The organism is Thermoanaerobacter mathranii subsp. mathranii str. A3 (assembly GCF_000092965.1).
Taxonomy (GTDB): domain Bacteria; phylum Bacillota; class Thermoanaerobacteria; order Thermoanaerobacterales; family Thermoanaerobacteraceae; genus Thermoanaerobacter; species Thermoanaerobacter thermocopriae.
This window is the reverse complement of the sequence record NC_014209.1, coordinates 66,914-91,899: the sequence shown is the minus strand read 5'-3', so window position 1 is coordinate 91,899 and position 24,986 is coordinate 66,914. Positions and strand designations below refer to the sequence as shown.

Annotated in this window: 29 protein-coding genes; all 29 read right to left on the bottom strand. The window is 38.2% G+C overall.

Annotation, left to right across the window (positions count from 1 at the left end; all coding sequences use genetic code 11):
- Window positions 1-8: 8 nt before the first annotated feature.
- The 29 genes from TMATH_RS00450 to TMATH_RS00320 all read right to left on the bottom strand — a co-directional run bounded on the left by TMATH_RS00450 (window position 9) and on the right by TMATH_RS00320 (window position 24,925).
- Window positions 9-5,051 (bottom strand): PKD domain-containing protein, encoded by a 5,043-nt coding sequence (locus TMATH_RS00450; RefSeq protein ID WP_232192589.1) that lies wholly within the window; start codon window positions 5,049-5,051, stop codon window positions 9-11.
- A 60-nt stretch (window positions 5,052-5,111) separates the two neighbouring features.
- Window positions 5,112-6,104: a stalk domain-containing protein gene (locus TMATH_RS00445; protein ID WP_013149554.1), complete on the bottom strand. Its 993-nt coding sequence runs from the start codon at window positions 6,102-6,104 to the stop codon at window positions 5,112-5,114.
- A 26-nt stretch (window positions 6,105-6,130) separates the two neighbouring features.
- A complete protein-coding gene (locus TMATH_RS00440; protein ID WP_013149553.1) occupies window positions 6,131-6,715 on the bottom strand; it encodes a type II toxin-antitoxin system MqsA family antitoxin in 585 nt (194 codons plus the stop codon).
- 5 nt (window positions 6,716-6,720) lie between these two features.
- Window positions 6,721-7,083, bottom strand: a complete 363-nt coding sequence (locus TMATH_RS00435; protein WP_013149552.1) for a type II toxin-antitoxin system MqsR family toxin — start codon at window positions 7,081-7,083, stop codon at window positions 6,721-6,723.
- A gap of 520 nt (window positions 7,084-7,603) precedes the next feature.
- Window positions 7,604-7,981, bottom strand: coding sequence for an ASCH domain-containing protein (locus TMATH_RS00430; protein WP_006569658.1), 378 nt, complete (start codon window positions 7,979-7,981; stop codon window positions 7,604-7,606).
- The gene (locus tag TMATH_RS00425; RefSeq protein ID WP_232192588.1) at window positions 7,950-9,029 is read right to left on the bottom strand and encodes a hypothetical protein; all 1,080 of its coding nucleotides are present in this window, start codon (window positions 9,027-9,029) and stop codon (window positions 7,950-7,952) included. Before TMATH_RS00425 ends, TMATH_RS00430 begins: the two co-directional genes overlap by 32 nt.
- A gap of 136 nt (window positions 9,030-9,165) precedes the next feature.
- Entirely contained in the window at window positions 9,166-10,257 is a 1,092-nt protein-coding gene (locus tag TMATH_RS00420; protein WP_013149549.1) for a hypothetical protein, read from the bottom strand.
- A 16-nt stretch (window positions 10,258-10,273) separates the two neighbouring features.
- Window positions 10,274-11,206, bottom strand: a complete 933-nt coding sequence (locus tag TMATH_RS00415; protein WP_013149548.1) for a M23 family metallopeptidase — start codon at window positions 11,204-11,206, stop codon at window positions 10,274-10,276.
- Complete coding sequence (locus TMATH_RS00410) at window positions 11,206-12,993, bottom strand: VirB4 family type IV secretion system protein (protein WP_013149547.1); 1,788 nt, start codon at window positions 12,991-12,993, stop codon at window positions 11,206-11,208. Before TMATH_RS00410 ends, TMATH_RS00415 begins: the two co-directional genes overlap by 1 nt.
- A 14-nt stretch (window positions 12,994-13,007) precedes the next feature.
- Window positions 13,008-13,634, bottom strand: coding sequence for a TraC-like domain-containing protein (locus tag TMATH_RS00405; RefSeq protein WP_013149546.1), 627 nt, complete (start codon window positions 13,632-13,634; stop codon window positions 13,008-13,010).
- On the bottom strand, window positions 13,631-13,930 hold the full coding sequence (locus tag TMATH_RS00400) for a PrgI family mobile element protein (protein ID WP_013149545.1): 300 nt from the start codon (window positions 13,928-13,930) through the stop codon (window positions 13,631-13,633). Before TMATH_RS00400 ends, TMATH_RS00405 begins: the two co-directional genes overlap by 4 nt.
- 7 nt (window positions 13,931-13,937) lie before the next feature.
- Window positions 13,938-14,795, bottom strand: coding sequence for a conjugal transfer protein TrbL family protein (locus TMATH_RS00395; protein WP_013149544.1), 858 nt, complete (start codon window positions 14,793-14,795; stop codon window positions 13,938-13,940).
- 41 nt (window positions 14,796-14,836) lie between these two features.
- On the bottom strand, window positions 14,837-15,079 hold the full coding sequence (locus tag TMATH_RS00390; RefSeq protein ID WP_006569666.1) for a hypothetical protein: 243 nt from the start codon (window positions 15,077-15,079) through the stop codon (window positions 14,837-14,839).
- A gap of 12 nt (window positions 15,080-15,091) precedes the next feature.
- Window positions 15,092-16,921 (bottom strand): VirD4-like conjugal transfer protein, CD1115 family, encoded by a 1,830-nt coding sequence (locus TMATH_RS00385; RefSeq protein WP_013149543.1) that lies wholly within the window; start codon window positions 16,919-16,921, stop codon window positions 15,092-15,094.
- A complete protein-coding gene (mobP3, locus tag TMATH_RS00380) occupies window positions 16,911-18,104 on the bottom strand; it encodes a MobP3 family relaxase (RefSeq protein ID WP_013149542.1) in 1,194 nt (397 codons plus the stop codon). The genes TMATH_RS00385 and mobP3 overlap by 11 nt, the downstream gene beginning before the upstream one ends.
- On the bottom strand, window positions 18,101-18,391 hold the full coding sequence (locus TMATH_RS00375) for a hypothetical protein (protein ID WP_232192586.1): 291 nt from the start codon (window positions 18,389-18,391) through the stop codon (window positions 18,101-18,103). The genes mobP3 and TMATH_RS00375 overlap by 4 nt, the downstream gene beginning before the upstream one ends.
- A gap of 247 nt (window positions 18,392-18,638) precedes the next feature.
- Complete coding sequence (locus TMATH_RS12400; RefSeq protein WP_332249267.1) at window positions 18,639-18,893, bottom strand: DUF6710 family protein; 255 nt, start codon at window positions 18,891-18,893, stop codon at window positions 18,639-18,641.
- A gap of 58 nt (window positions 18,894-18,951) precedes the next feature.
- On the bottom strand, window positions 18,952-19,233 hold the full coding sequence (locus tag TMATH_RS00370) for a hypothetical protein (protein WP_013149540.1): 282 nt from the start codon (window positions 19,231-19,233) through the stop codon (window positions 18,952-18,954).
- A 301-nt stretch (window positions 19,234-19,534) separates the two neighbouring features.
- On the bottom strand, window positions 19,535-19,804 hold the full coding sequence (locus tag TMATH_RS00365) for a hypothetical protein (protein ID WP_013149539.1): 270 nt from the start codon (window positions 19,802-19,804) through the stop codon (window positions 19,535-19,537).
- The gene (locus TMATH_RS00360; protein ID WP_013149538.1) at window positions 19,801-19,989 is read right to left on the bottom strand and encodes a hypothetical protein; all 189 of its coding nucleotides are present in this window, start codon (window positions 19,987-19,989) and stop codon (window positions 19,801-19,803) included. Before TMATH_RS00360 ends, TMATH_RS00365 begins: the two co-directional genes overlap by 4 nt.
- A complete protein-coding gene (locus TMATH_RS00355; protein WP_013149537.1) occupies window positions 19,986-21,023 on the bottom strand; it encodes a ParM/StbA family protein in 1,038 nt (345 codons plus the stop codon). Before TMATH_RS00355 ends, TMATH_RS00360 begins: the two co-directional genes overlap by 4 nt.
- Window positions 21,016-21,690, bottom strand: a complete 675-nt coding sequence (locus TMATH_RS00350; protein ID WP_013149536.1) for an HD-GYP domain-containing protein — start codon at window positions 21,688-21,690, stop codon at window positions 21,016-21,018. The genes TMATH_RS00355 and TMATH_RS00350 overlap by 8 nt, the downstream gene beginning before the upstream one ends.
- Complete coding sequence (locus tag TMATH_RS00345; RefSeq protein WP_232192585.1) at window positions 21,666-22,103, bottom strand: prepilin peptidase; 438 nt, start codon at window positions 22,101-22,103, stop codon at window positions 21,666-21,668. Before TMATH_RS00345 ends, TMATH_RS00350 begins: the two co-directional genes overlap by 25 nt.
- 28 nt (window positions 22,104-22,131) lie before the next feature.
- Entirely contained in the window at window positions 22,132-22,290 is a 159-nt protein-coding gene (locus TMATH_RS11815) for a hypothetical protein (RefSeq protein ID WP_013149534.1), read from the bottom strand.
- A gap of 41 nt (window positions 22,291-22,331) precedes the next feature.
- Window positions 22,332-22,970 carry a Flp pilus assembly protein CpaB gene (cpaB, locus tag TMATH_RS00340; RefSeq protein WP_013149533.1) on the bottom strand — a complete coding sequence of 213 codons (639 nt, stop codon included), beginning with the start codon at window positions 22,968-22,970 and terminating at the stop codon, window positions 22,332-22,334.
- Window positions 22,971-22,973: 3 nt separating this feature from the next.
- On the bottom strand, window positions 22,974-23,531 hold the full coding sequence (locus TMATH_RS00335) for a hypothetical protein (protein ID WP_013149532.1): 558 nt from the start codon (window positions 23,529-23,531) through the stop codon (window positions 22,974-22,976).
- Window positions 23,470-23,733: a hypothetical protein gene (locus TMATH_RS12090; protein WP_232192584.1), complete on the bottom strand. Its 264-nt coding sequence runs from the start codon at window positions 23,731-23,733 to the stop codon at window positions 23,470-23,472. The genes TMATH_RS00335 and TMATH_RS12090 overlap by 62 nt, the downstream gene beginning before the upstream one ends.
- 206 nt (window positions 23,734-23,939) lie before the next feature.
- A complete protein-coding gene (locus TMATH_RS00325) occupies window positions 23,940-24,143 on the bottom strand; it encodes a flagellin (RefSeq protein WP_083768255.1) in 204 nt (67 codons plus the stop codon).
- Window positions 24,144-24,157: 14 nt separating this feature from the next.
- Window positions 24,158-24,925, bottom strand: coding sequence for a type II secretion system F family protein (locus TMATH_RS00320; protein WP_041591619.1), 768 nt, complete (start codon window positions 24,923-24,925; stop codon window positions 24,158-24,160).
- Window positions 24,926-24,986: the final 61 nt, after the last annotated feature.

Here is a 24,986-nt window from a genome sequence, read left to right as displayed (position 1 = left end):
CCTTTACATCAAAATTTAGGACCAATTATCTGCGATTTTGAGTTGTCGTATATTGTGCCCTTCACTCTGACTGTAATAACATCTGTTGCTGTTTTTGTCCCACCGCTGGCTAACTGCTTATAGGCTGTAAACACAATCTTGTAAGTCCCATCAGGCATGTTTTTAGGGATGATTACCACAACATCTCTTCCTTCTGCTTTTGTATATCTAGTGTGCCATGTCATCACATCCTGTGGCGGATTGGTTAGAGGTATATCGGGCACTAAAGTAGTCACATTGGAAGAAGTAAATTCATTTTTCGGGTACCACATTTTTGCTTCTACACGGTAGGCCTTTCCTTCAGTTCGGGCATAGAGAATCATCGCTTCTCCTGCTTTGTATGTAGTTTTGTTTGAACTTCCAATAACAATAAGCTTTCCTTGAACTTGTACTGTAACTGTATAAGGATCCGACCACATCGGTGTGAGATTTGGATTTCTACCTGTTGGGTCATCCAGTACCCTTAACTGTATTTTGTATGTTCCGTCATCCCCAAGTCCCATTTCCTCAAAAGTAGGCTTCCATTGATTTATCGTTACCCATGTTCCATCAGGCTTCTGCACTTTCCACACCCTTGCCACAATTGGATCACCGTCAGGGTCATAGCTCTGGTCTGTTATTGTAAAAGGCTCATCAGCTACTACTGGATTCGGACTGATTGTAAATTTTGCTACAGGTTTATTATTTTCAGGTATTATCGTTACTGTCTGAGTATATGGCTCTGACCAGCGTGGTGTCCCAACACGAGGATTATCCCTAACCTTAAGCTCTATTGTATATGTTCCAATTCCTAATGAAGGTATATTGGTAGGTACAGTGCTGCCGTAGTTTATCCATGTCCCATCCGGCTTCTGCACTCTCCACTGCCGTTCTGCAATGGCATCTCCATTAGGGTCATAGCTTTGATCAACTATTGTGATTGTCTTGTTTACAACCTGAACAACAGGATTTACAGTAAACTGTGCAACAGGCGGTAAATTTATATTCTGCGTCGTTATTGTCTGTACTTTTGGCTCACTCCATGCTCCTTCTAAATCCTGGACTCTAAGATATATTAAATAAGTTTTTCCTACAGGGAATGTCCCTGACATTTTTCCATTATGCCATGCTATTTCATTTACTTCTTTCCACTTCCACTCCCATGCCTGTATACCTTTGTTAGGCAGTGACATATGGTCTAGGTCATAGCTTTGGTCTGTAATTGAGATAATGTAGTTTGAGCCGCTTGGGGTCATTGTTACAGCGAACTGGGCAATAGGCCTTCTGTGAACATAGATGTACATGGTGCTTAAAGGCTTATAGCTCCACAACCTATAATTATCAAATCTATCATCATCTTTAGGATTATCTCTTGCCTGATATTCCACTTCATATTTTCCAACCTTATCAAAGACAGTTACAGGAGAACTCAGGTACTGTCCGTTAAAGCTCGCAAGACCTAAGCTGTTTTCAAAGTAGTTTGGGTCGTGAAGGTACATCCATCTCTCCTCATACTTCGGGTCGTTTTCTGGGTCGTTGTAGTAAGTTTTTATCTCAATTGATTCGCCCAGTACAACATATTTTTCAATTATCCTTTGCTGGTTTTCTAAGTCTTTTGCAATATACTCTGCAATAGCAGTCAGTTGGTTGCTTATACTGTTATCAATAACTTTAAATCCACCATTAGTGATTAAGCTTATAAGCCCATCTGCTTGTGATGCAGGAAATGTTGTCTGCCCTGCAATTACTAATTTTGAAGATAATTGATTTATTGCATTTGCAAACTTTGTTTTTGCATTATTATCGTTGTAATCCAAGAAAGATAGGTCATTAAAAACTAGTACATATTTTCCAGCATTTAAATTATTAAAAACAACATTTAAGAGGCTATCTCCAAGCATATCAAGTTTTGCTTCTGTCGGTCTTTCTATACCTAAGAGTGTAGTAATACTTCTCTGTTGATTGGATGCAACACTCTGGGAGTGCCACCACAAACTTATTGCCGTATCACCCGTCTGATAAGTTTGTCCAACATAATAACTGCTGCTGAAATGTGCTCTGCCGTCATCGTAAGGAAAATAAGTATAGTTACTACTCCTCCATGTTTCCATTCGCCAGTCTGTAGGAGGAGTAATTACTGGATTATCCTTCAATATCCCTACTGCTCTAACCTGATATGTGTCATTGTAAATCTCAAATCCCTTATTCGTTACTTTTATTGGAGAACCATCATTACCTGCTACGCAAGTATCATAGTACACCTTAAATCCTATGTTCTTTTGTACAGTAGTTTTATTCGTCGCAACAAAATTTATGAGCACATATTTATCGTCATAGATTGTGTATATTACCTTTATTTCTACTCCATTTATTGTACCGTAATTAACTACTATTTTGCCATTTTCTGTAGTAATTGACGTGGGTGTGTAATTATACAGGTCATACAAATTCCCATCAATTTTCACTACAAGTGCTGACGTAGTTGATACGTCTCCTCCATAAAGCAAGTACTTATTATCATCCGTAGTAATACCAGGGAACCCTTCCACAGTAGTAATTCCGAATCTTCCTGCAGTATCTACAGTAGCCTTAATTACATAGCTTGAAACGGTATACCTGCTGCCATCAAAACTCGTATTTCCTCCATAAGTTCCTGTCCCAAAGTCACTGTCTATCACTTTTGCATCAATTTTTTTGCTGTTTAAAAGAGGTATCAGCAAATTATTTATTCCATCCTCCAGCTGTTTTACCCTTGCATCATAATTGTTCAGTTTACCAACCCTTATAACCAACTCTGCTTTTTTCTTTTCATACATTTCAAAATCCACAACAGGCTGTAAGTTTATCACTTCACATATTTTATCCTTCATCGGCTTATTTGAAGTATCGCTGGTTTTATAATCTGACGGAGATATAAACTCAGGTATGGTTTCTTCTCCAAAATCTTCTTTAACTGAAAGTTCAAATAAATACTTTCCTACATCTTTTGCATACAGTACTGGGTGAGTATTATTGCCACTGTCCAAAGTTATCCACTGCTCATCATCAAAACTGCCGTTGTTGTTGCTGTCATACTTATATTTCCATATTCTCTGCACTATTTTATCACCATCTGGAGAATAGGAAGCATCTATAAGATCTATTTTGGCCATATTGCCGTTTGAAGGGTCCCTCAAAGCAGTGGTCATTACAAAGAAATCTGCAACAGGAGGTAAATCTTCTACAACAGTCAAAGTCCTTTCATACCAGTCAGAATAATTTCCTGCACTATTTTTTACCCTTACTCTTACTCTATAGTCTCCTGCTTTCTTAAAAAGAACCGTTCTTGTTTTCATATCTGTAGAAGGCACTATCTTTATGTCATCCTGTGTCAAGCCGCTGCTTGCAGGTGTTATCTCCCACTCTGTTGCATCCCATACCATTGGATACTTCGGCGATGTATAGCTGCCTGACGCATCTAACACTACTTTTCTGTTTTCTTTCAACGCACCGGTGTAGTCAAAAAATGCTTTAGGTACTGCAGGTTTAACTTCTATAGTTTTTTGTGCCGTATCTGTTAAGCCGTCGTTATCTGTTACCGTCAGCCTCACTGTGTATGTTCCTACCTTGTCAAAAAATACTGTACCGCTTTCACCTGAAAGAGTACCTACTACGCCGCTTGAAGGAATAATGCTCCAGCTGTAGTTGACAATAGTCCCATCGGGGTCATAGCTTCCAGAGCTTATATACACATCATCACCCTGAATTACTTCTGAAGGAGCATTTATCACTGCAACAGGAGGTACAGGCTCTGGTGCTGGAGGTGGTGTAGGCTCCGGAGTAGGTACATCTTCATACTGCCCAATCACTTTTGTAATCTCTGTTTCCGCTGATTTGTTTATACTTTGGTCATAAACACGCACTTTTGCCCACACTTTATCTCCAGGTTTTGCATTAGCTATTAACTTTGTATATTTCGCCTGCGAAAGAGAACTTAAATCTTTTACTGCTGTACCATCAGAACCTAATAAATCTGTTCCGTTTACCTGAAGCCAGAATCTTGCTGAATAAGGACCTGTTCCGCTTGACACAGAAGATGTCGCATCTATAGTAGCATTTACATCTCCTGCTGTTCCTGCTTTGAGAGACGGTGGATCTAAGATAAGATTTATTTTTGCCTGTATATTGCCGGGAGGAGGTGGTGGTGTAGGTGTAGCACTTACTGTGAAGGTGTAGTCCTTCCTTGTAAGCCTGTCTACTGCATCTTTCACATATAGAGTTATAGTATGCTGTCCTGCGGAGAATTTCCTTGTAATTACATCAGTAAAACCCTGCTGATTTATTAAAGTTTTAGCACTAATTACTCTTTCACCATCTATATCCACTGTATATACAATTTTATCTTGAAGCCCTAAGGCACTTTTTAAATCGGTGTTCCAAAAATTAAAGAATGACGTTCCTGAAACTGTAATTTTTACGTTATCACTTTCCCTTGGATTTGTAGGTGAAATAGATATATTTGCAGAAGGAGGCCTTGTTGTTGAAACATATACTTCTCCCTTACCGGCTTTTCCATCCAATACTCTATATCCTGTTACATGGGCACCGCAGAGCTCTGTGAGATAACGTATATACACTCTGTTTGAACCTGATATGCTCAATCTAATTTGATTTAGGTACGTATTCACAAAGGTAGGGTTACCGCCAAGTACATTTATCCATTGAGAAACAGTGCTGTATTTAATAAAATTGTACTGCTCTGCATTACCACGTGTATAAATATGTTTTATTACCTTGTCATACCCCGCAAGTGTACCATTGACCAGTACACTCCATTTGCCGGAATAAAGCTTCTTGTCGTTAGACTTTTTAGGAATTGGGTTAGGAACTGGTGAGCGATCGTTAATTGTCACAGGAGTATCAATAGCTAAATTCAAATCCCCTGAATCATCAATTACTGCCGCATAAGCATTTTCTAATTTAGGGATGTATACTAATCCAGCTAGAAATGTAATAAGAACAGCTACAGAGACAATTCTTTTAAACAAAAGCACCAACTCCTTTCAGAAATTTTTAGAAAAAGAAAAGAAGCTTCAGACTCGGCTGAAGCCTCTTTATATACTCGGTGGTGTAGTGTATTTTGCTCTCCAAATCATTATTGTTCCATCATTTAGGTATTCTACTGCATGGTCTAAATTTTCAGCAACAAACCTTAAAGGAAGCATTGTGTATCCATTTTTCACATATACTTTTCTTGGCATTTTAACTACTCTGCCGTCTACCAGTGCAGTGTCAGACCCTATTTTCAGCACCACAGTTTTTCCCTTATCTTTTATGGTTATCTGCTGGGTTTTAGCATTGTAATCAACAGCTGCTCCTAATTCTTCCATAACACCGCGGAGTGGTATCATTGCAACACCACTGTCTGATATGACTTTTGTGGGAAGTTTTTTCTTGTATTCTTTCAGTTCATATCTTACAGTAATATCGTCCTTACCTATCCATACGTCAACACCATCCCAATTGTAAATGCACTCCATAGTATATCCATTCCATTTAGGATCGATTAAATACTTATTATATGCAGGGTCCTTTAAACCTTCCCATCTGTCATAGAAGTACTGAAGTAATATATCTCTATATTTTGTCTCTTGCCACGGAGTCCCGTTAATACTGACTAGGTTTATTGTGACAAGCCCTTTCCAAAAATCGTATTTTAGCGTATCAGGATGATTATAACGGATTTCTCCATATAATTCTTTGTAACTTTCTCTTAATGTAGTAATGTCTCTTAATGCTGCAGCACTTCGTCCTTCTTTATAGTAATAATCTAAATCATTTTTATAAAACGAGCCATCAACAATAATTAACCTATCTGTATTCTTAAGCTTATCATTGTAAGCTATTTCTTTTTCTTTTCCGGGCATGATGTAGTACCAACCTAATTTATCATGCCCATTTTCATCAGGTGATACTGCTTTTATCCATCCTTTATCTATCCACTCTTGATAGGGGAGCTGTTCTTCTTGACCTCCAGTTTGCGCAAAAGCAGGAATGGATAAAAAGATTAATAAGATAGCGATTATCATTGAAATTATCTTTCTCATAAGGATACTCCTTTCTGTTTAAATTTTTAAATAACTTTCCTTAAAATCTCTTCAATAAATTTATCGGTACTCTTTCCTTCCCTTCTAGCTTTATCTTCCAGCAGGCTGTAAAGTTCTTTAGAAATTTTCACAGCATTTTCTTCTTCATCTTTTTTTATTTCTTTTAATCTGCGTAAAAGCCTCATCTTTTCTCTAGGAGTTAGAGCTTCCTTATTTTTCTCAAGAAGTTTTTCCATATTCTCTGGATCCTTTAAAAGCATTATCATGTTGCTCAAAGACTTTTCAGGCAGAGCTCCAGTTTCATACCTTGCAATAGAAGCTTCGCCTATGCCCAAAAGCTTGGCAAAAGCCCTCTGACTTAATCTATAACTTTCTCTAATGTTTCTTATCTCATCAGGTGAGAGTATGCCATGCTTTTTCCGATATATATCATAAACCCTTTGTATATTCTCTTCTTCCAGCTCCTCATCAAACAGCTCCTCACCGCAAACACTGCACACCCTTATCTTTGCCAATGCCTTTATTTCATCTCCTCTAACAGTTGATATTTCTTCTTTTTCAATCACTTTCGTTTCTTGCTCTTTACCGCAAACAGGACAAAACTTCTTCACACTTTTCACCTCCTCAACTTGTACGGATAAACTAACGGCTGTTCTGTTCTGTGGAAAGAAAGGCATACCAAGCATTCTTTTTCTCCTCTTCTTTCAATTTTGAGCTTTATGTAAAAGTCTGTTCCTTCAATATCATACCCAAATTCCCATATAAAACCCTCTCTATTAGTGCCTACATCCACACTAGGACCTCTATAATAATTTTTGTAAGTCAAATCCATAATAATCTCTTTAACATGCTTAATTGTCAGGCCAGCTTCTTTAATTGAATCCATATTCTTCTTTCGAGGAACAAAATCAAAAGCACCTGATTTCATCAATTCTTTAACATTATTGAGGAATTTTTTAATTTCCTCAATATCAGTCATAGCATATACTCCTTTCACTTAATATTTTATCACATTTCAAATAATTTTGCAATCATTTGATAGTATTTTTTATAAAATTCTGTGATTATTAAAGGAACCCACCTTATAAGGAGTATTTTTGCGTTCAAGAAGCTGCACTCACACTCACTGCCAGCACCTCCTTCACAGACTTTCTCATTTTTGATTGTTGTTTGCCCCCGGCAGTTAAAAGCAAAACAGCCTGCGAGCCGAAGGTCAAGGGGTCGGGGAGGGATACCGGACCGAGCGTAAGCGAGGGAGGATATGCTCACCGACCGAAGGCCTGCCCCTTGACCGTAAGGCGAGCAGGCGTATAATCTTCTCTGCGGGGGCAAACAAAAAAAGCACGTCTGCGAAAGCAGAGGTGCTCTCTTAACCAGATTTTTGATTTGAGCGAAGCGAAAACGAAAAATCTGGTTCAACTTCAATTAATTCCAAGTATCTTAGCAAAAATACATATTAAGTAAAAATACCTTAAAGAAAATTTACTCTATAAAATTTTTTAAGACTCAATATACACAAAAGATTGCGGAACAAAGCTTATTCCCAAATCCGTTAGTTTAATTGGTTTAAGATATTTTTTTACGTTTCCAAGCCGATAGGCAACAGCCTTTTCTTTATTTTTGTAATAGTCATCAAAAAGTTTTTTATCAATACCTGCATAATCTTTGGTTTTTTCCCATACTGCGGAAGGAGTATCTTCAATAACATCTAGTATTTCCGCTTCTCCAACAACTTTCATAACTGGTGCAGTACAATAAATTAATATTTTATTTACATCTTTTCTAGCAAACTTTATTTTTCTGTATTCAAAGCGTTTGGTACCCTTAAAAATACTTTCCACATATTCAGGTCTTATTGATAATAATATTTGAGACATCCTTACCACCCATTTCTAAGATTGATATAAACTGTTCTCGTGAAAGTACAATATTGTATGGATAATCATTGAATAGACCCTTTTCATTTAATTCTTTAAAAGTTACATTTTTCCCTTTTCCAAAAAAACCGTTATAAACCATTTCTATTAAAACTATATTTTTCTTCTCATAAAAAAACTGCTCCAATTCCTCAGGAGAATAAACAGTTTTATTCCCTGCTAGTTTTATAAATTTATCTAAATCAATGTTAGGAATGTTATCGCTTTTAATAATGGTCAAATTAGTTAAAGTGCAAAAAGAAGTAGCAGCAGACTTATACTGTTTATTTTTTTCTGCCTTTGTATCAATCCTATAGATTATAACAGGTTCACCCACTTTATGGTGTAAATTTGAAGTAGGGAATCCTATAAATACTTTCGTAATTCCATTCGCTGCAGCTTTTTCCTCTACTTCTTGTTTAGTATTATAGAGTTCAGAATACGGAAAAAGTGTATCATGGTAATAATCATAAATAGGTATATATCCGGCTTTTTCAAAATACGGATTTAAAAACGGAAACGCCTTAAAAGGGTCACTGTAATATATCTTTTTCTTGCTCTTTAAATAGATATTTTCTCCTCTCTTATTTTTACCCATATATGTAAAACCAAATTTTTCAATTAATTCAATCAATAGAGTATGTTTAGGAAATACTGTTAAGTATATCTCTTCTGCTTTAGATTCCTGCCATCTCCAAAGCGCTACACCTATAGCACCTTCTCCAAGCCTTTGTCCTTGGATTCTCTCATCTAACTTAAGAGTTCCTATTTTTATTCTCTTTTTGCTGGGTAAAATCTGATCAATAAGTTCAATAGGCTCTTTTTCTTCTTTCAAATAAAGAAACGCACTAAGGCCTTTTTCGTCCTCACATACAAGAGCACTTTCTCCATTTTTACTTTTCTTCATAAACCACTGAGGGAATTCTGGATAATCTTGCTTGAGAGAATTAAAAAAAGGATCATTAATATCGCAGTTTTCAAACTTAGTCCATTTAAACTTCCCTCCCATACAATAACCCCCTAATACTTCTCTATAAATGTTAAAACCTAACCACTTTCTAGTATATATTTCTACATAAAGCAAAGAAATCCTTTATTATTTTTCAAAAATTTTGCTTTTAAATTAAAGAACAATACACTTTAATTTAAAAAACCCCAAACAAAATTCTCTTTTTTCTTCTGCTTGGCAGTACAGGAGCAAGCAGTTTTAAAAAAACAGAATCATTTTCTTCAGCAAAAGGATTTGGACAGTAAGATAAAGCTGTTCCTTTAATTCCCGCATAAAAAGAAATTTCCTCAACATTATTCTGTGATGCTAAAGGAAAAATAATATCAAAGTCTCCGTCGATCCTCTCAATAACCTCATGCCATCTCCACTTTGCAGCAGAAGCCACAACAAAAGCTATATCTGCTCCGTACATTTCTCTTCTTCTTGGTGAATTCAAAACTCCAAGGTCTCTAACAACATATTCATACTGTCCTTCTTTAATTTTTTTAAGAAGCATGTCATAATTCCAATTACCATTATCTCCGCTTTTATCTACTGGAAAAATATCTATTCCATGAACAGTATAAGAACCTTCTACTTTTCCTTCTTTTGCTTTTAAAACACTGCAAAGAAAAGAAAATACAGGCTTCTGGCTGTCTTCTATAACTGCTGCAGAATGTCCTAAACGTGAAAGAAATGAAGCCACAGAGAGAGCTGTATAAGTACATCCTATACCGTGAGCAGTAGCAGATACCGCTACAGTAACAATGCCAGCAGGCCTTTCTTCTATAATAACCCTTTCCTTTGTCTGTATAGAAGCATTCAAAAGCTGACCCGTATGCCATCTTGCAGCTTGAGCATATGTGGCTGGAGGCGAAAGCAAAATATTTTTAATTATCTCACTCCAATTAGACTCTTTTCCTTCTGCTGCTATGTCATATATGCCCAAGCCAACTATGGAAGAAATTATTTCATCACCCGGTTTTCTGTCAGGTGCAATTACAATTATTCTTGTATTAGGTCTTGCAATTCTGAAACCTTGAAGAGCAGAAACAATTTCTTTACCTGAAAAAACATCGAGGTCTACAATAAGTACATCTGCAGAGACCCGAGAAGCAGAATAAAATATTTCTTTGACACTCTCAGAATCTAATTTACCAACATGTTCAAAAACTACATCTCCTGCATCAGCTAAAGCTTTTTTTATCTGCTCAGCCATCTGCTTTGTAGCAATAAGTGAAATAAGCAAAATTACACCTCCTTTCTTAATTAAAAAAGTCAAGTGGATTTACAGCCTTCCCACCGATTCTTACCTCAAAATGCAAATGAGGGCCTGTGCTCTTTCCTGTAGAGCCTACATATCCAATCACATCACCAGCTCTTACAACCTGCCTCTGCTTTACTACTATGGAAGATAAGTGAGCATATCTTGTCTCTAAACTGCTGCTGTGCCATATAAAAACCACTAAGCCGTAGCCGTCATTCCATCCTGCATAGACTACTTCTCCGTCTAAAGCAGCTCTAACAGGCGTGCCTGCTGGTGCAGCTATATCTACACCTGAGTGAAATCTTTCTACCCCGTATACAGGGTCAATTCTTGGACCAAAGCCCGAGGTAATGGTATACGTCCCCGGTAAAGGCCATTTGAGATTTTTTTCAATAGGGATAAACCCTTCAGGAACAGAGGGAGCATAGTCCAATAGAGCTGAAAAATCAATGCTTAAAAATTCTTTTACCTTTTCCTTTTCTTCTCTAGAAAAGTGTAAAATATTTAAAACTTCATCAAGACTTCTAAGCCTATATATAGGATAAACTTTAACTTCATCGCCCTCTTTTACTTTTACTTCACCTACTTTTTCTATAAACAGCTTTGCAAGCTCTTCAGCTTCTTGAGAATTTGCTTTACTAAAATCCTGTCTGAACCTTACAGCATCTATAGCAACAAGCTGCTTCCAGTCAATCTCTACACCTTCGCTGTAGGGATTTTTAGTACTTTCACTTACTTTTTTTGCAGTACTAATATACATTTGGGCCTGCTCATAACTAACAAGAGGTATTTTCTCAACAGCAGTAATAGGTCCTGCAAAAGCAAGGGTAAGAAATACAACTGGGACTAAAATAAAAAGAAGAGCAAACTTAATAACACTTTCCAAATCATCTGGCAGAAAAGCCAGAAGCACTTTGCCTAAAACATTCATCAGCTTCCGCCTCCGGTAAGATATGAAAGTTCATAAGGTGCTGCCTCAATCTTTATGTGAATTCTTTGAGTACCTGCTACAAAAAGTCCTTCTCCTCTTTTTGCATTTGTCAGAAGGTCGTGCTCTGCCTCAGAAAGGTTCATAAGAGTTGTTATTGCCTCTAAGTCCTTTTCTCCTTGAGCTAAAAGGAGCTTGTAGGTCGGATTATCCAGCAGAGCTTGGCCGTATCTCTGAACTTCTGGTGCTAAAAAGTCTATAACGTTCTGGCTTATGACAACCAAACTTCCATTGTACTTTCTTATTCTCTTTGATGTATCTCTTAAAAATGCAATTGCCTGAGGTGTCTGTGGGTCTACAAGCATCCATGCTTCATCTACAACCAAAACAGTTCTCTCTCTTTTATCCCTTTCAAGTATGTTCCATGCAAAAGAAAGGACATTGAAGTACTGCGCTCTTTTAACTTGGTCTTCAGCATTCTGGAGGTCATGAACATCAAAAACAATAAAATCAGAATCAGCCTCTACGGCAGTTGGTCCTGCCCAAAGGTATGAGTCTGCTCCTTCTGCCGCTCTTTTCAAAAGCACTGAAAGCCTTCCATAAGCTTCGGGATTTTCTTCCGCTTTTTTAACAAGGTATTTATATAATTCCCTCACAGTTGGCCACTTTTCATTTGGAATATCTTTCGGGTCTGTATCCCATGTAATGCCCGCTTCCTTATACACTTCTACTAATGCATCCTCTAAAGCTGCCTTTTCTGTGTCTGTTAAGTCTCTAAGGTATAGGCTGAAGAAAGTTCTTAAAGTCTGTATATGAAGAGCTAGTGGGCTTTGAATGTTGCTGACTTCCTTTTCTTCTTCCTCTTCAATTGATCTTAATCTTACCTGAAGTGGATTTATCTTTCCTTCGCCACCTGTGCAGTTAATCCACACACCTCCTAATTTTCTGCACATATCTTTGTACTCTCTTTCAGGGTCTATGATTATGATTCTGCTTCCCTGCATGTACTCTCTTAAAAGAAGCATCTTAGCAGTGAAGCTTTTTCCTGCGCCGGGCTTTGCAAGAATAGTCCAGTTGGAATTTGTCCTGTCTCCTCCACGCTTCCAGATATCAACTAAAACCAATCCGCCGTCTCTGTCTTTTCCTAAGACAACACCGCTTCCATCGTTTATGCCTGAAGCAGTGAAGGGGAAGGAAGCAGCAGCAGTTTCAGCAGGCATATTCCTCGCTCCTGTTTCTTTAACCTTGTTAGGCAGTGTACAGAAGGGCCCTGCTGCTTTAAGTCCTGCTTCTTGGCGGAATATCAGGACTCTGCCTCTCATACCTGAAGCTGCTAAAGAAGCCTCAACCTGACGTGTTCTTCTGTCAAGCTCCTGCTGGTCGGAAGCTAAAATCATTAAGACGACTGTAACATAAAACACCTGCTGCTGTTCCTGATCTATTTTCCTCATAAGCTCTTCTGCGTCTTTTAAAGCCTGCTCTGTTCTCTGCATGGAAAGGGCATTGCCGCCCATCTCAAGCCTTCCTGCATATTCACCAATAGCCTTATTTAAGCTGTTTATTAAATCTATAGAGTCTGTAGGTTCAAGATGAACTGAGCATATCACTCCAGGCATTCCTGCAGTTCTTGAAAGCCATGCAGCAGAAACTTTAGGAGGATAGCCTGCAATGACCATAATTCTTGCAAGCTGGTCATTGAAAACAATCTGTCTTGCGTTAAACTCTAATGCCTGCGGTGAAATCATATCTACTAAGCCTGTAAGTACACTTGTATTCTCTTTTTTCTTCACATTTCTCACCTCACTTAAGAATACACAGGTGGTAAGTAGGGTCCTGAAAATAAAGGTGCTCTTTCAAATGCCGCCTGTGATGGGTGGCTGAAGCTGAAGAGAAGGTCTATTATGTCTTGGTCCTGCGCCAACTCTACTTTTAGACCTGACTTTTCAAGATTATTAGCAAGCTCATGGGCTTTTGCTTTTAACTCTTCTTTTTCCTTGCCTGAGAGCATAATAAAAAAGCGTCTTTCTACTGCTTCACCGCTTGTGACAATAGAAGCAACGTATTTTAAATACTCCTGAAGTAATCTTTTCTTGGTTATGTTTGTCTCTTCCTTAGATTTTGTTTGAAGGTAGCTGATGTAAGAGTCGAGGTCTACTGGTCTTCCTATAGAAAATATCTGCATGGAATCCTTAAAGCCGTTTAAAGCCTCATAGACTGTCTGTATAATTCTTTTCTTTTCATTTTCACTTTTTAAGCTGATATTTAAAGGCATGACCTTTAAAACACACACGTACCTTCCATCCTTTAAAACCATTAAATCCTCAGCAACATCTCTTACAGGAAGCCACTCCTGCACAGTCTTTCTTTTCTGCTCTTCTATTTTTGCTTTATCTTTTCCTGAAGCTTTCTCTTTCTTAAAGATTCCTATCAATTCGTATACCCTCCCTGCACATAAAGGTATCTCTTTTGTTTCTTACTCCATTTGAGGTAGTATTTGATGAGATTTAACACACTGCTCCCGTCAGGACCGGGGATAACTGCAAAATAGGCAAGACCTGTAAAGATAAACACTACTAGGTATCTAACAGGAGAGTGAGTAAAGAGAGATAAAATCAAATAAACAAAAAAGCCTAGTGAAAGACCTAAAAGTACATAAAAGAGCTCTTTCCAGCCGAAGCCGGAGAAAAACTCAAATCGTGCAGAAATATTTTTAGGTACCTGATACAACTCCACATCATCCTTTCATTATTATCTTGCGCATTATATACATACTTCCTGCTGTCTGTCCTGCATGACCTACCGCTGAGCCAAGTCCAGAATGATACGCAAACTGCTTTAAAACAGACGGAGTTTTAAAAGCTACCCACAGCCAGCCTATAAGCATTAATTTACTCAAAATTTCACTCGTAAAATACATATTTGCAATTGTAGATAAAAATCCTCTAATCATAAATGTCTGTACCGCTTGAGATAGTGACAATACAACTAGCTCTCTCCACCATACAGACCATACACCTTCATCTGGCCGTGTAAGTCCCACTGCCATAATTGGACCTGAAACAGCTATAAAAGCAATTTCAACGGCTCTTATTGCAGTTTGAATTAAAATTAAAATCCATATAACTATTACTGCTAAAAGAATTAGCAGTAAAGCAGTTGACATTTGCGAAATGCCTGAAACTATATTTGAAACAGGATTTTCAAGATTGACAGCAGGTAAAGCAGCTACTTCTTTTGCTAAATCTGCACCAAAAGTATATACCTTTGTAACCAACCACGGCGAAGTTGAAACCATTGCAGCGGCAAAAGCAGTTCTTTTGACAAGTTCTAAGGGCTGTGCTGAGGAATCTCCTGAATTATATAGAATATATGTCTTTAGTGCCTCAGCCGCAACCTTTAAAGCAAGTAATGTTCCTGCTATTATCTGTGCTAATTTAATCCCATTTGTGATATATGGAGTATTGAGTATTTTAAGAGCAACTGCCATTTCATCGCCAAAAAATGAAGTAAACATGCTTACTAAACTTTCAAGCAAATTCTGAAAAAAGTTTGTAACTGCATCTGAAATCATGTTTGTGATAGCACTAAACAAAAAAAATCACCTCCAAAGAGGACGGATTTCAAACCGTCCTCTTATTTAAAATAAGCTAAAACAACTTTAACAAGTGATGCTGCACTCATTCCTATTGCTCCAGCAATTAAAACATTTCTAATAGCTCTGTTATGAGCTGCTGTTACAGAAGGATCTCCATCTCCCATTTGTTTCATCAAAGCATGATATCCTATAGCTGCACCAGAAGCAGCAGGAATGAGATATAAAATCCATGTAAGAGCATCATTTAAAAGTTGAAAAGCACCTGTAACTAATGTTGGCATAAAATCTCCTCCTTATCTTAATTTTGATAATAAATTCTCATTAGTTCTCTCTACATCTTTTTCTTTTATACCTTCACTCTCAACATCAGGTATCCATACAGGAGCATGCACCACCTCCCTTGTAGTTTCTTCTAAAGCAGCAGGAATTAAATCTTTTGCTGCAGGCCATTTAGAAAGGTCAGGTAAAGGAAGCCATGCGGGATTCTGCCTTGCCTGAAGTATCAAGGCTTGCCCTTCAGGCCACCTCAAAACTTCGTCTTGAGTTAATAAAGGCCTTCCCGTGAGTCCCTCTGATGTGCCGTGGCTGTAATCTGTATGCTTAACTTGAGAAGAGTAGCTTTCAGTCCTTATTGTGTACTGTCCTGTTTTTACGCTTATTATCTTCGCTGTTTCTGGATCTGTTGTAAGTATATACACCCATGTGGCGCAGTTTCCTGTGATTGTTTGAGCGAGCTCTTTATACTTTGCTTTAATCATTGAGATATCCTGAACCGCTAGTAAAAACCTCATGTTTCTTCCTGCTGCTACAGTGATTTTCTTATCAAAGTCAGGTATTGGAGGAAGGTTACCAAACTCGTCCAGAATAAAGTTAACCCTTTGAGAAAGTCTTCCTCCGCTTTTGTTTGCAAGGTCAACTAAAGCTTGATAGGCTTGAGAAATATATAGTGCTGCTAATACGTTTCGTGTGCTTCTCTCATCTGGGATAACTATAAAGACAGCTGCTTTTTCTTTTCCTACAGCATCTAAATCATGGTCCTTATTAGATGTAAGGTAAACAACAGCAGGGTCGCTCCAGAGCCTTAACTGTGCTGCTGTTCCTGTGAATATGGAGCTTCTTAATCTATCTTCTGATAAGGCTGCAACTCCATAGGCTGAGGCTGCAGGATGTTCTTTTGGAAGTAAGCGAAAATATTTATCCAGAAGCTCTCCTCCACCTGCACCTAAGTGGTGAAGTATTTCATAAGCACTTCCCAAATGCTTTGCTTCTTTTGGCGCAGAAGAAGCAACAGCAAGAATTAAAGCAGCAGTAAGGCTTTCCTGTGACTGAGGCCATATAGGGTCTACTCCTATGTGAGGCTGCTGGTTTGTTATTATATTTGCTATGTCCCATGCACTCTGACTTGCAGCAGAATAATCACCGGCTTCAAGCTTATCTGCCACCTCTAAAACAGGATTCCACTGGTCTCCTCTGTATGGATTTCGCAAATCTATGAGAATTACCTTATACCCAAGCCTTTTCAAGTACTCTGATGAATATCCGTATAACTCTCCCTTAGGATCAGATACAATCATGCTTTCTCCTGCTTTTGCTAAAGTCCATATTGTAGGAAGTATTATTCTTCTCGACTTACCGCTTCTTGTTGAGCCTATAACTAATAAATGGGTATCTCCTGCGTCAAGCCATGCTTTTCCTGCAGCAGGATTAAAGCCTACAACAAAGCCCCCTTTCGGGGGATTGTTGTTCAAATTCCACACAGTAAAAGTTTTTGATACTTCCTTTTCTGTTCTCCATCTCGCAGTTCCATATTCTCCTCTTCCTGCGGCTTCTGGAAGTCCTAGCTCATCAGTTTTTCTTCTTTTTCTGGTGTATATAGGGAAGAGCACAGAAATTAAAGCTGCAAAAACAGCAGGCTGTAACCAGAGCCATGGGGTCTTTACATCTTCTCTTTTGAGCAGTAAAAATATTCCCGACAAAGGCTTCTCTTTTACATATGCCTCCCACTTAGGGGGACCTTCTTTTAGGCCGTAATCTTTAGCATAAATGGGTAAGAGAAGTAAAAAAGGTATGAATAAAAAATCAAGTATGAGGATTAAAGTTGCTGCTACAGCTCTAAACCTCACGGCTTTCACCCCTTCTTTCTGCCATTCTTCTTTTTTCCATTTCTTTTTGAGCTGCAATAGTAGATTCTGCTTCTGCTCTTAATCTTTCTCTTTCTAAAGCTCTCCATGCTGAGCGCCATACTGAGTTCGTGAGCCTTGTAGTATCTACCGTTTTTTCTTCCTGCAGTGCTGCTGCGCCTTTTAATACAATCTGAGCTGTTCTCTTCTGTATGTCTTCATATGCCTTTTCTGCTGCTTTTTCTAAAGCTTCGGGATTGGATGTGTAGTGGCTGGCCAGCTCTTTGGCAAGCTCCATATACCTCTCAACAGATTGAGAAAAGCCGGGCTGCTTTAAAAGCCAGTCAGCAATTTCTTTTGCTTTTTCTTTTACTTCTTCAGGCATATAAGCAAAAGCAATGCGCCCTTTTTGAGGCATAATTTTAGACAGCTCTTTAAGCTTTTCTAAAAGCTCCTCTCTTGTAGTTTGGTCAAGAGTAGGGGGGAGACCGGGTTTTTCTCCATTTAATGCTTTTATTTCTATTCTTGCTTTTTTTACCTCCTTCAGCAGCTCTGAAATATCTCTTTTAGCCGTATCCCTTATTAGGTCCCTTACTGCTGATTTTTCTGCTGTGAGTGCCATCCTTTCTTTTGCGTATATTTCACGAATGAATATTTTTCTTATGTCTCTTCTTTCACCCTGTGAGAGCACACCTCTTAGCCGTTTAGGCTCTTTCTCCCACAGAATTACATGCACATGAGGATGACCCTGTACTTGATGAAAAGCAGCAGCCCACCTTAAGTTTGATTCTAAAATACCCATTTTTGCTGCAGCTTCAGGAAGTACTGCTCTTAATACTTTTTCCCATGACTCTCTTGTGGTATATCCAAGCCTTACAGCATCATCTTCCCTTAAAGAGAGTACCATTCTCCAGACAATACCATTATGATTTTTAAGTTCCTTTTGAACTTCTCCCAAGTCAGGCATTTCCTCTTCAGCAGTAAAAAGCCCGTGGCTTCCGGGCCTTTCGTGCATGTATTTTGTGTGCCATTCAGGAGTATCCGGCTCAAGTTCATCTCCTATGCTAAGTTCCCCTCTATCCGCACCCGGCCTTGTAGCAATGTACTGAACATGAGCGCTGTTTCTGGCTTGGTTTTTGGCTGTTGGAGTATAGAAAGCTATTTTCATCACAAAAGGAGAACTCATTCATTATCATCTCTTTCTTTAAGATAAGCAGCTGCTTTAACTCTTGCTTCGTTGTAAATTTCAACAGCATTGTGCTTTCCTAAATCTGCTATGGTCTGAACATTCATGTACATTGCTGTAGCTGCTGCAACAGCTGCTTTGGCCATGAGCTTAGCTAATCTATCTTCTGTAGGTCTTAGCACATCCCGCATGGCTTTGCGGACTGCTTCGGTGACTGCGTCTATGCCGTCTTGTGCAGATTCTTCTTTTAATCCTTTTTCGAGTATCTTCCTCGCAATCAATGACATGGATTCTTTTCTTCTAGAAGACAGGTTGTTTAGGACCTCATAAGTATCTTCTGAAAGATAAACTGTTACTTTTTTCAAAAGCACACCTCCTTTTTTACCTTACTGTTTAAAAGCGTTACTGATAAAATAGGTAATATCAAGATTTTTAAGTGTTTTGCACTGTGCTTTTACTGCTTTGTGTTCTTAAAAGCGGTGTGAAGTGCGTTTCTCTTATTTACAGTATCCAACAGGCTCTGCCTGTTGTGTGTCAGTGTTGTGCGCTGTGCGCCTTATCCTGCATTATAAAAACAAAGCATAAAAGCCCAGCGGGTTTTGAAAAAATAGAAAAACACCCCTGCATACTGCAAAGATGTTTTATTTTTGAGATTTCATATATAATTCCTATGCGGAAGTCTAGTAAATCATCTTCTAACTTCTGGTTGTTATGAGTGTTGTACCAGTATAATCCATCTGTATATACATGGTCAAAAAGCTTCGATACGTCATATTCAGTAGCTTCAATGTATCCTTTTTTAAAATAGAATAAAGCTTCTCCATCTTTATACCTCCCGTAAGTTTACCTAAAGTGAGAGAATGTCCTGCAGGCTCTCAAGAAGAATTTTCTCATCATCGGAGTTTTCAATAACTGGTTCATGTTCCGGGGACTGCAGCGGTGTTTGTGCTTGTATTCCTGACTGCTCCAGCTTTTCTAATATGAATTCAATTTTTGCTATTTTGGCTCCAAAGTCTCTGTAGAAACGTAAGGCATCTTTTATGTATTGACTTTTATCTTCCTTTAATGATTCAAGAAGCTCTTCAATGTCCTTATCTTCTTTGTTTGTGCGGAAGCTGTAGACTTTCAATTTACTTCACTCCCATCTATGTTTACACCTTCAAAAGCAGTTAGAAGAGCAGGGGAGAGAAGGTAAACTGCAAAATTGTATTACAATCTTGATTTTTAACTGCTTAAAGATGTAATATAAAATTAAAAATAAAGCTTTGTAAAAGTAGCTGTTTCAAGGATTTAGTGGTGTAAACATGTGTTTAATCAGAAGTGTAATACAAAGTATAAAAATAAAGCCTTCTTATTTATACAATATAAGGCTTAGAAGGTGTAAACAGTATTTTAAAGTGGTTGTAATACAAATTTAGAAAAGGCATTTTCTAAACGTCCATTTCTTCTAGGTTTGTGTCTGTAAACACATCTTCCTCTGCAGTGCTATCTCTAGCAAAATTTACTTCCTCCACTATGCTTTCCTTAGGAAGTTTTTGCTTAAGTAAGCTTAGGGAAATATCTTTTTCAGGTTCCAGTATGACAATATAGCTTTTATCCTTCTGCTCTATAAGCATGTGCCCGGTAATCTTCAGTTCATCCCACATTTCATAAACTTTCTCTTTCATGCCCTTTTTCTTGGGAAGAGTTATTTTTATCATGTTTTTGCTCCTCCTTTGTTATCATCTATGATTTTAATGACTTTTTCATCTTTATTTTCGCACACTCGTATGATGTACTTTATTTCTCGTCGTGTGAGATATTTCTTTTCTCCTGTGTAGTAGTCAACCATCTGCTTCATTAACTCCCATGCGCCTTTGTAATCAAGGTCTCTTTCTTTTGTCATCCTCTATCCCTCTCTTTTTTCTCTTCCAGTTCAGCTACTTTAAGAAATCCTTTGGCATTGGCAAACTGAGAATTTTTAACCAGCACTGTGTTTTCATACAAGTTTTTTAAGCTGTCAAACAGGCTTACTGCTCCACCTCCTGCTAAAAAAATTGTGTTGAAAAAGTCTAATTTACTTCCCCATACAGCCTTTATTCTGTCTTGTATTACACGGGATATCTCAAGCTTCACCTCATTCAGTTCTTTTTCGAAGTTTAAAACTTTCCCTCTGTAGAATATGCTTTCTTCATTCACAAGCTGAATGAGCTCAGGTATATCAAGCTTAGAGCCGGTCTTTTGAGTAAATAATTTATCAGCAGCATTGCTCAGCTGAGACATGCCTATGTCTAAAGTACCCGAAAGGTCTTCCCTCAGTGACAGCTTCCCATCAACAACAAAAACTATATAATCTGTTGTTCTGTAGCCTATGTCAATAAGCCCTATGTAGCTTCCTTTTATAAGGTACTTCTGCAAATCGTCCATTATGGCGTAGTACACTGCACCTGCAGCTTGAGGAAAAACTGTTACTCTGTCAAACTTGACTATTTTTAAGATGTTGTATCCTTTAAACTCTACAATTGCTTTGAAATTTTTTAGCATTTCTCTAAGCTCGTCTTTTTGATGGATGTACTGCTCTAAAGGAAGTCCTGACACAATGTGTACAGGCTCATTGTCTGAGGGAAATAGAAGTGCTGAAGCGCTGGCTAAAACTGCTTTTGTGTTGGGATGATTTATTTTGTTCTCATCAAAAGCATAGCTTACATTTCGTCCTTCTCTTCTTGCTAGGTCGCCAATGAAATATTCTTCCTGCTCTTCTTTCCCGTTCCTTAAAACTACGTGCATGTTTTCAATGAGGTTATTTAAGTTCTGTCCAAACAGCCCTATTAAATTTCTCTGATAAGCATTTCCAACAAGTGAGGGAAAAAGGACAGTTTTGCCCGCTTCATTTACCCCTTTTACATAACCATACCCTAAGTCAAGCCCTATTTTAAACATTAGCTATCTCCTCCTCATGTATAATCTCAATCATTGTCCTTACAACCATAGGGTCAAATTGACTTCCTGAGTTTCTAAGCAGTTCTTCGATTACAGCCCTTTTATCAAACGCTGCTCTATAGTGCCTTCCTGATATTACAGCGTCAGCTGTGTCACATACAGCTAAAACTCTTGCTAAAAAAGGTATTTCATCTCCTTTTAGCCCGTTAGGGTAGCCTAAGCCGTCTACTCTTTCATGATGAGCTTCAATAACAGCTGTAATTTCTTCAGAAAAGCCTCTTTCTCTAAGCCATTCAGCACCCTTTGAAGGGTGAAGCTTTATTATTCGCCTTTCAAAGGGTGATAGAGCGCCATTTTTTGAAAGGACGTCAAAAGGTATTAAGAGTTTTCCTACATCATGCAGCAGTGCAGATTGAATGAAAATTTCTCTTTTACTTTCAGTAAGAAAAAGAGCTTCTGCTGCTTTTTTACATAACTCAGCCGTTCTTATTTGATGGTCTAAAACATACTTCTGGTAAAACTCTGCATTTTCTTCTTTGATGAGTGTTACAATGTTTCTGTTATTTGTGCATTTTCTACACACACCACAGTTTCCGTCGCAGTAGCCGCCTGCAATTTCAAGCCTATAGTATCCGTCGTAATCTAGTACGAAAAGTGCAAATTCCACCAAGACACCTCCAGAGAGAAATAAAATAAGTATGATACAAATACATAAGGTACAAGGGGTACAGAATATTTTAACCCTTTTCCTTTAATTAGACCGTAAATTAAAGTAGCCACAAGGAGTATAAACATAGGGAATGCCAGTACAGAAAAATCTCTGCCCATGAAAAAAGCTAAAGCGGTTAAAAGCTTAATATCTCCTCCTCCAATACTTCCTTCAAATAAAATTGACGGGATGAGAAGAAGTATAAAAACTAACGCTGCCATTAAAATGCTTTCTTTAAAACTTGTGCAGGTAAATAAGGAATAAATAAAAAGGGCAAGCACCGCAAAGTCCGGAACTTCCCTCTTCTTTAAGTCTGTATAGCTCAGATAAGAAAGAATCATTACAATCGGTATATGTTTTATCTCATTCACCTCCACTACAACAATATCTCAAGCGACTTTATACAAATTTCTTTAAAGCTTCTTTCAGCTCTTTAAGCGCCTGCTCATGAATTTGCTTATCTTTTTCGGTTTTATCAACATTTTCTAAAAGGTACTCCAGCATTTCGATGTAGTGCTCAATCTCTTCTCTTGTTTCTGGAACTACTATCCTAAGCATTTTATCACCACTTACTTTTTGAAGTAATCAATTAGTATTCTTTAGTAGCCTATCAGAAACAAACTTCCCTTGGTCTCATATTCCCTTATAGTAATTGCCTGCTCCGGCGTAACAATTAAAGTCACAGCTGCAGGAATTAAAGACTCCTTATCATACTGATTGTTCTTATCGGCCTTTCTGACGTCTTCTCCTGATTTATTTACAACGTCATATATTTGAACCTTTTCAGCTACTATTTTAGAAGCACCATCTTTAGCTTCATCATTTGGCACCCATCCTATATCTACAACATCACCCGGCTTGATTTTTCCTGCAAGAGATGATGTTAAATTTACACCTATTGTCACCCTTCTCATATCTTCCTTCAAGACAGGTATTTTCTCCTGTGAAACCATGCTCTTTAGCACATATGACCCTGCAGCAATATCTACTTTTGCATAACCGGTAACTTTATTATTTGCCAAATACATTTCTTTTACATAAGCTGATTGAGGTATAACTTTTATTCCCAACTTTGTATCTATTTTTTCTCCTGCTTTAATATCAGAAACTGCAGCAATTACTTGAATTTTTTTATCACTTTCTGCCATGCTTTTAAAATATTGATATTGAAAGAACGATAAACCTCCTGCAAGGATTAAACTTAACGCTATAAGTATCGCTTTTTTCTTCACAAACATCTATCATTCCTCCTGCAAGTTATAGAAATTATCAACATCACGGTGAATAACAATATTAACATATTTCCCAAACAAGCCTGTTAGAGCCGGTCTTTTAGCCTTAAAACTTATAACAACATGAATAGATGTGTTTTTTATAAACGTTCCTCTGGGACAGAATGTGGGGTAGCCGCCGGGGTTGTAAACTATAAACTCGTCAACGTGCACCGGCCCTGCTGAAACACTTCCCGGCAGTGGATTCATATTCTCATCAAGCTTCATGTTCTTCTTAAGGTACTCATAAAAAGTATCCCTTGCAGCATTAGGGTCAAGAACATATTCTCCATACGCTATGTCAACAGGATTTGCACTTTTAAGAGCTGCCAGTGCTGCTGCAACAACAGCATCATCAGCACTGCTCTTAATTGTATACAATAACCTACTTTCTATCAGAAACATGCTGAATGTCATAAAAGGAATAAGAAAAAGCAGCGCAAGAAATATAGAGCTTATGCCTTTTCTATCTCTCATACTTTTTACTGACGGATGAAATAGGCCCATAAACCATTTGAGTATTTTCATCAACTCTTTTTATACCTCCAAGCGTAATAGTGTACCTCCTCATAACAGTATCCATCGCTATCCTTATTTTCACTTCCTCCCCATAAGGAACAGAGTAGGGGGTGTAATCTATATGCACCTTATTAAGGTCTATCCCTTTTGACTGGAGGAAAGCCTCAAGATTGTACAGCCCATCAGAAGTTAATCCCCCTTCAATTTCCATCCTTAAGACCGCTTCCCTTGCAGCCTGGCGCAGGACGTCGTACCTTGTTAGGTCCGTGAGCATATTCACCGTGTTCGCTATCGTCAGTATAAGAAAAGGAAGCACAAGCACGAAAGCGACTATTTCGGCGCTTCCCTTTTTCCAGAAGCTTTTATTCAGCATAATTTTGTGGGGACGGTTTTTACCCGCCCCCTCTTTGCACCTCCTTACTGTCCGTTCAATACCTGCTGCATCTGGCTGTTGAGGTTTGAAATTCCGGTGCTGGTGGTCTGACCGAGATTCCTGATATAGGGAGCGGCGGCAAGGATGATGAACAGGAGTATCAGCGCTATTGCGACAATTTCGTTACCTCTAGTGTTGCACAAAGCTTTCTTAACGTACTCTTTAACCTTTCTAATCAGATTAAGCATTTAAATCTACCTCCTTAAAAAAGTAATCGTAGTCCTCCCTGAATATTTGTGAAATAAGGATACATATACAGCGTCACGATGGACGCCATTAAAAAGAAAGTGGCCGCGAGGACCTTGTATTCCATTGCCTTGTCCTGTCGGGCTATCTTAGCCGCTGCGGTGTTGAAGAGCGAAGACGAAAGTACAGAGAGGATCTCCAGCGTCCTCCCAGTCCTTTCCCCTTGGAGCAGCGCCATGGCTAATATGTTGGCTTCCGGAAGATTAACTTCGTTACAAAACCTCTTCAGGCATCCCTCCTTTTCTCTGGTCATAATGTACTCTGCAGCAAGCTTCGTTAATGCATTTCTCACCTCCTTTGCTTGGGCTGACTGAGCTGTAATTAAAAATATATCCTCAAGCGGCACATCAGCCGCTGCTCCCAGCTCAAACAAATCCACTATTTCAGGCATTTCTCTTCTGAACTTCTCCTGCCTGTCTTTTTTTACAGAAGAAATGTATATGTCAAGGCCAAAAAATCCAAGCATGACCAGTAAAACAGCCTGAATTCCGCTCATTCCTGTCAAATAAGCGTAAGCAATTGAAAATAAAAAAAGCCCTGCACGAGCAAGGATATATGTTTCAGCAGTAAGCCCTAAGGGATTTCCTGCAGCTTTAAGCTTATCATTTATTTTTTGCAGTATATCTTTTCTTACTGTTTTACCCACGATTTTTGAAATCTCATCAGCAGGTTTTATGCGGTAAATTCTTTTTTTAAGCGAGTAAATCTCATACTCCTTTATCAAGCTGTATATCAAGAAAGCCAGTACTGGTGTAAGAAAAACACTGTAAATAATTGCAATCCCT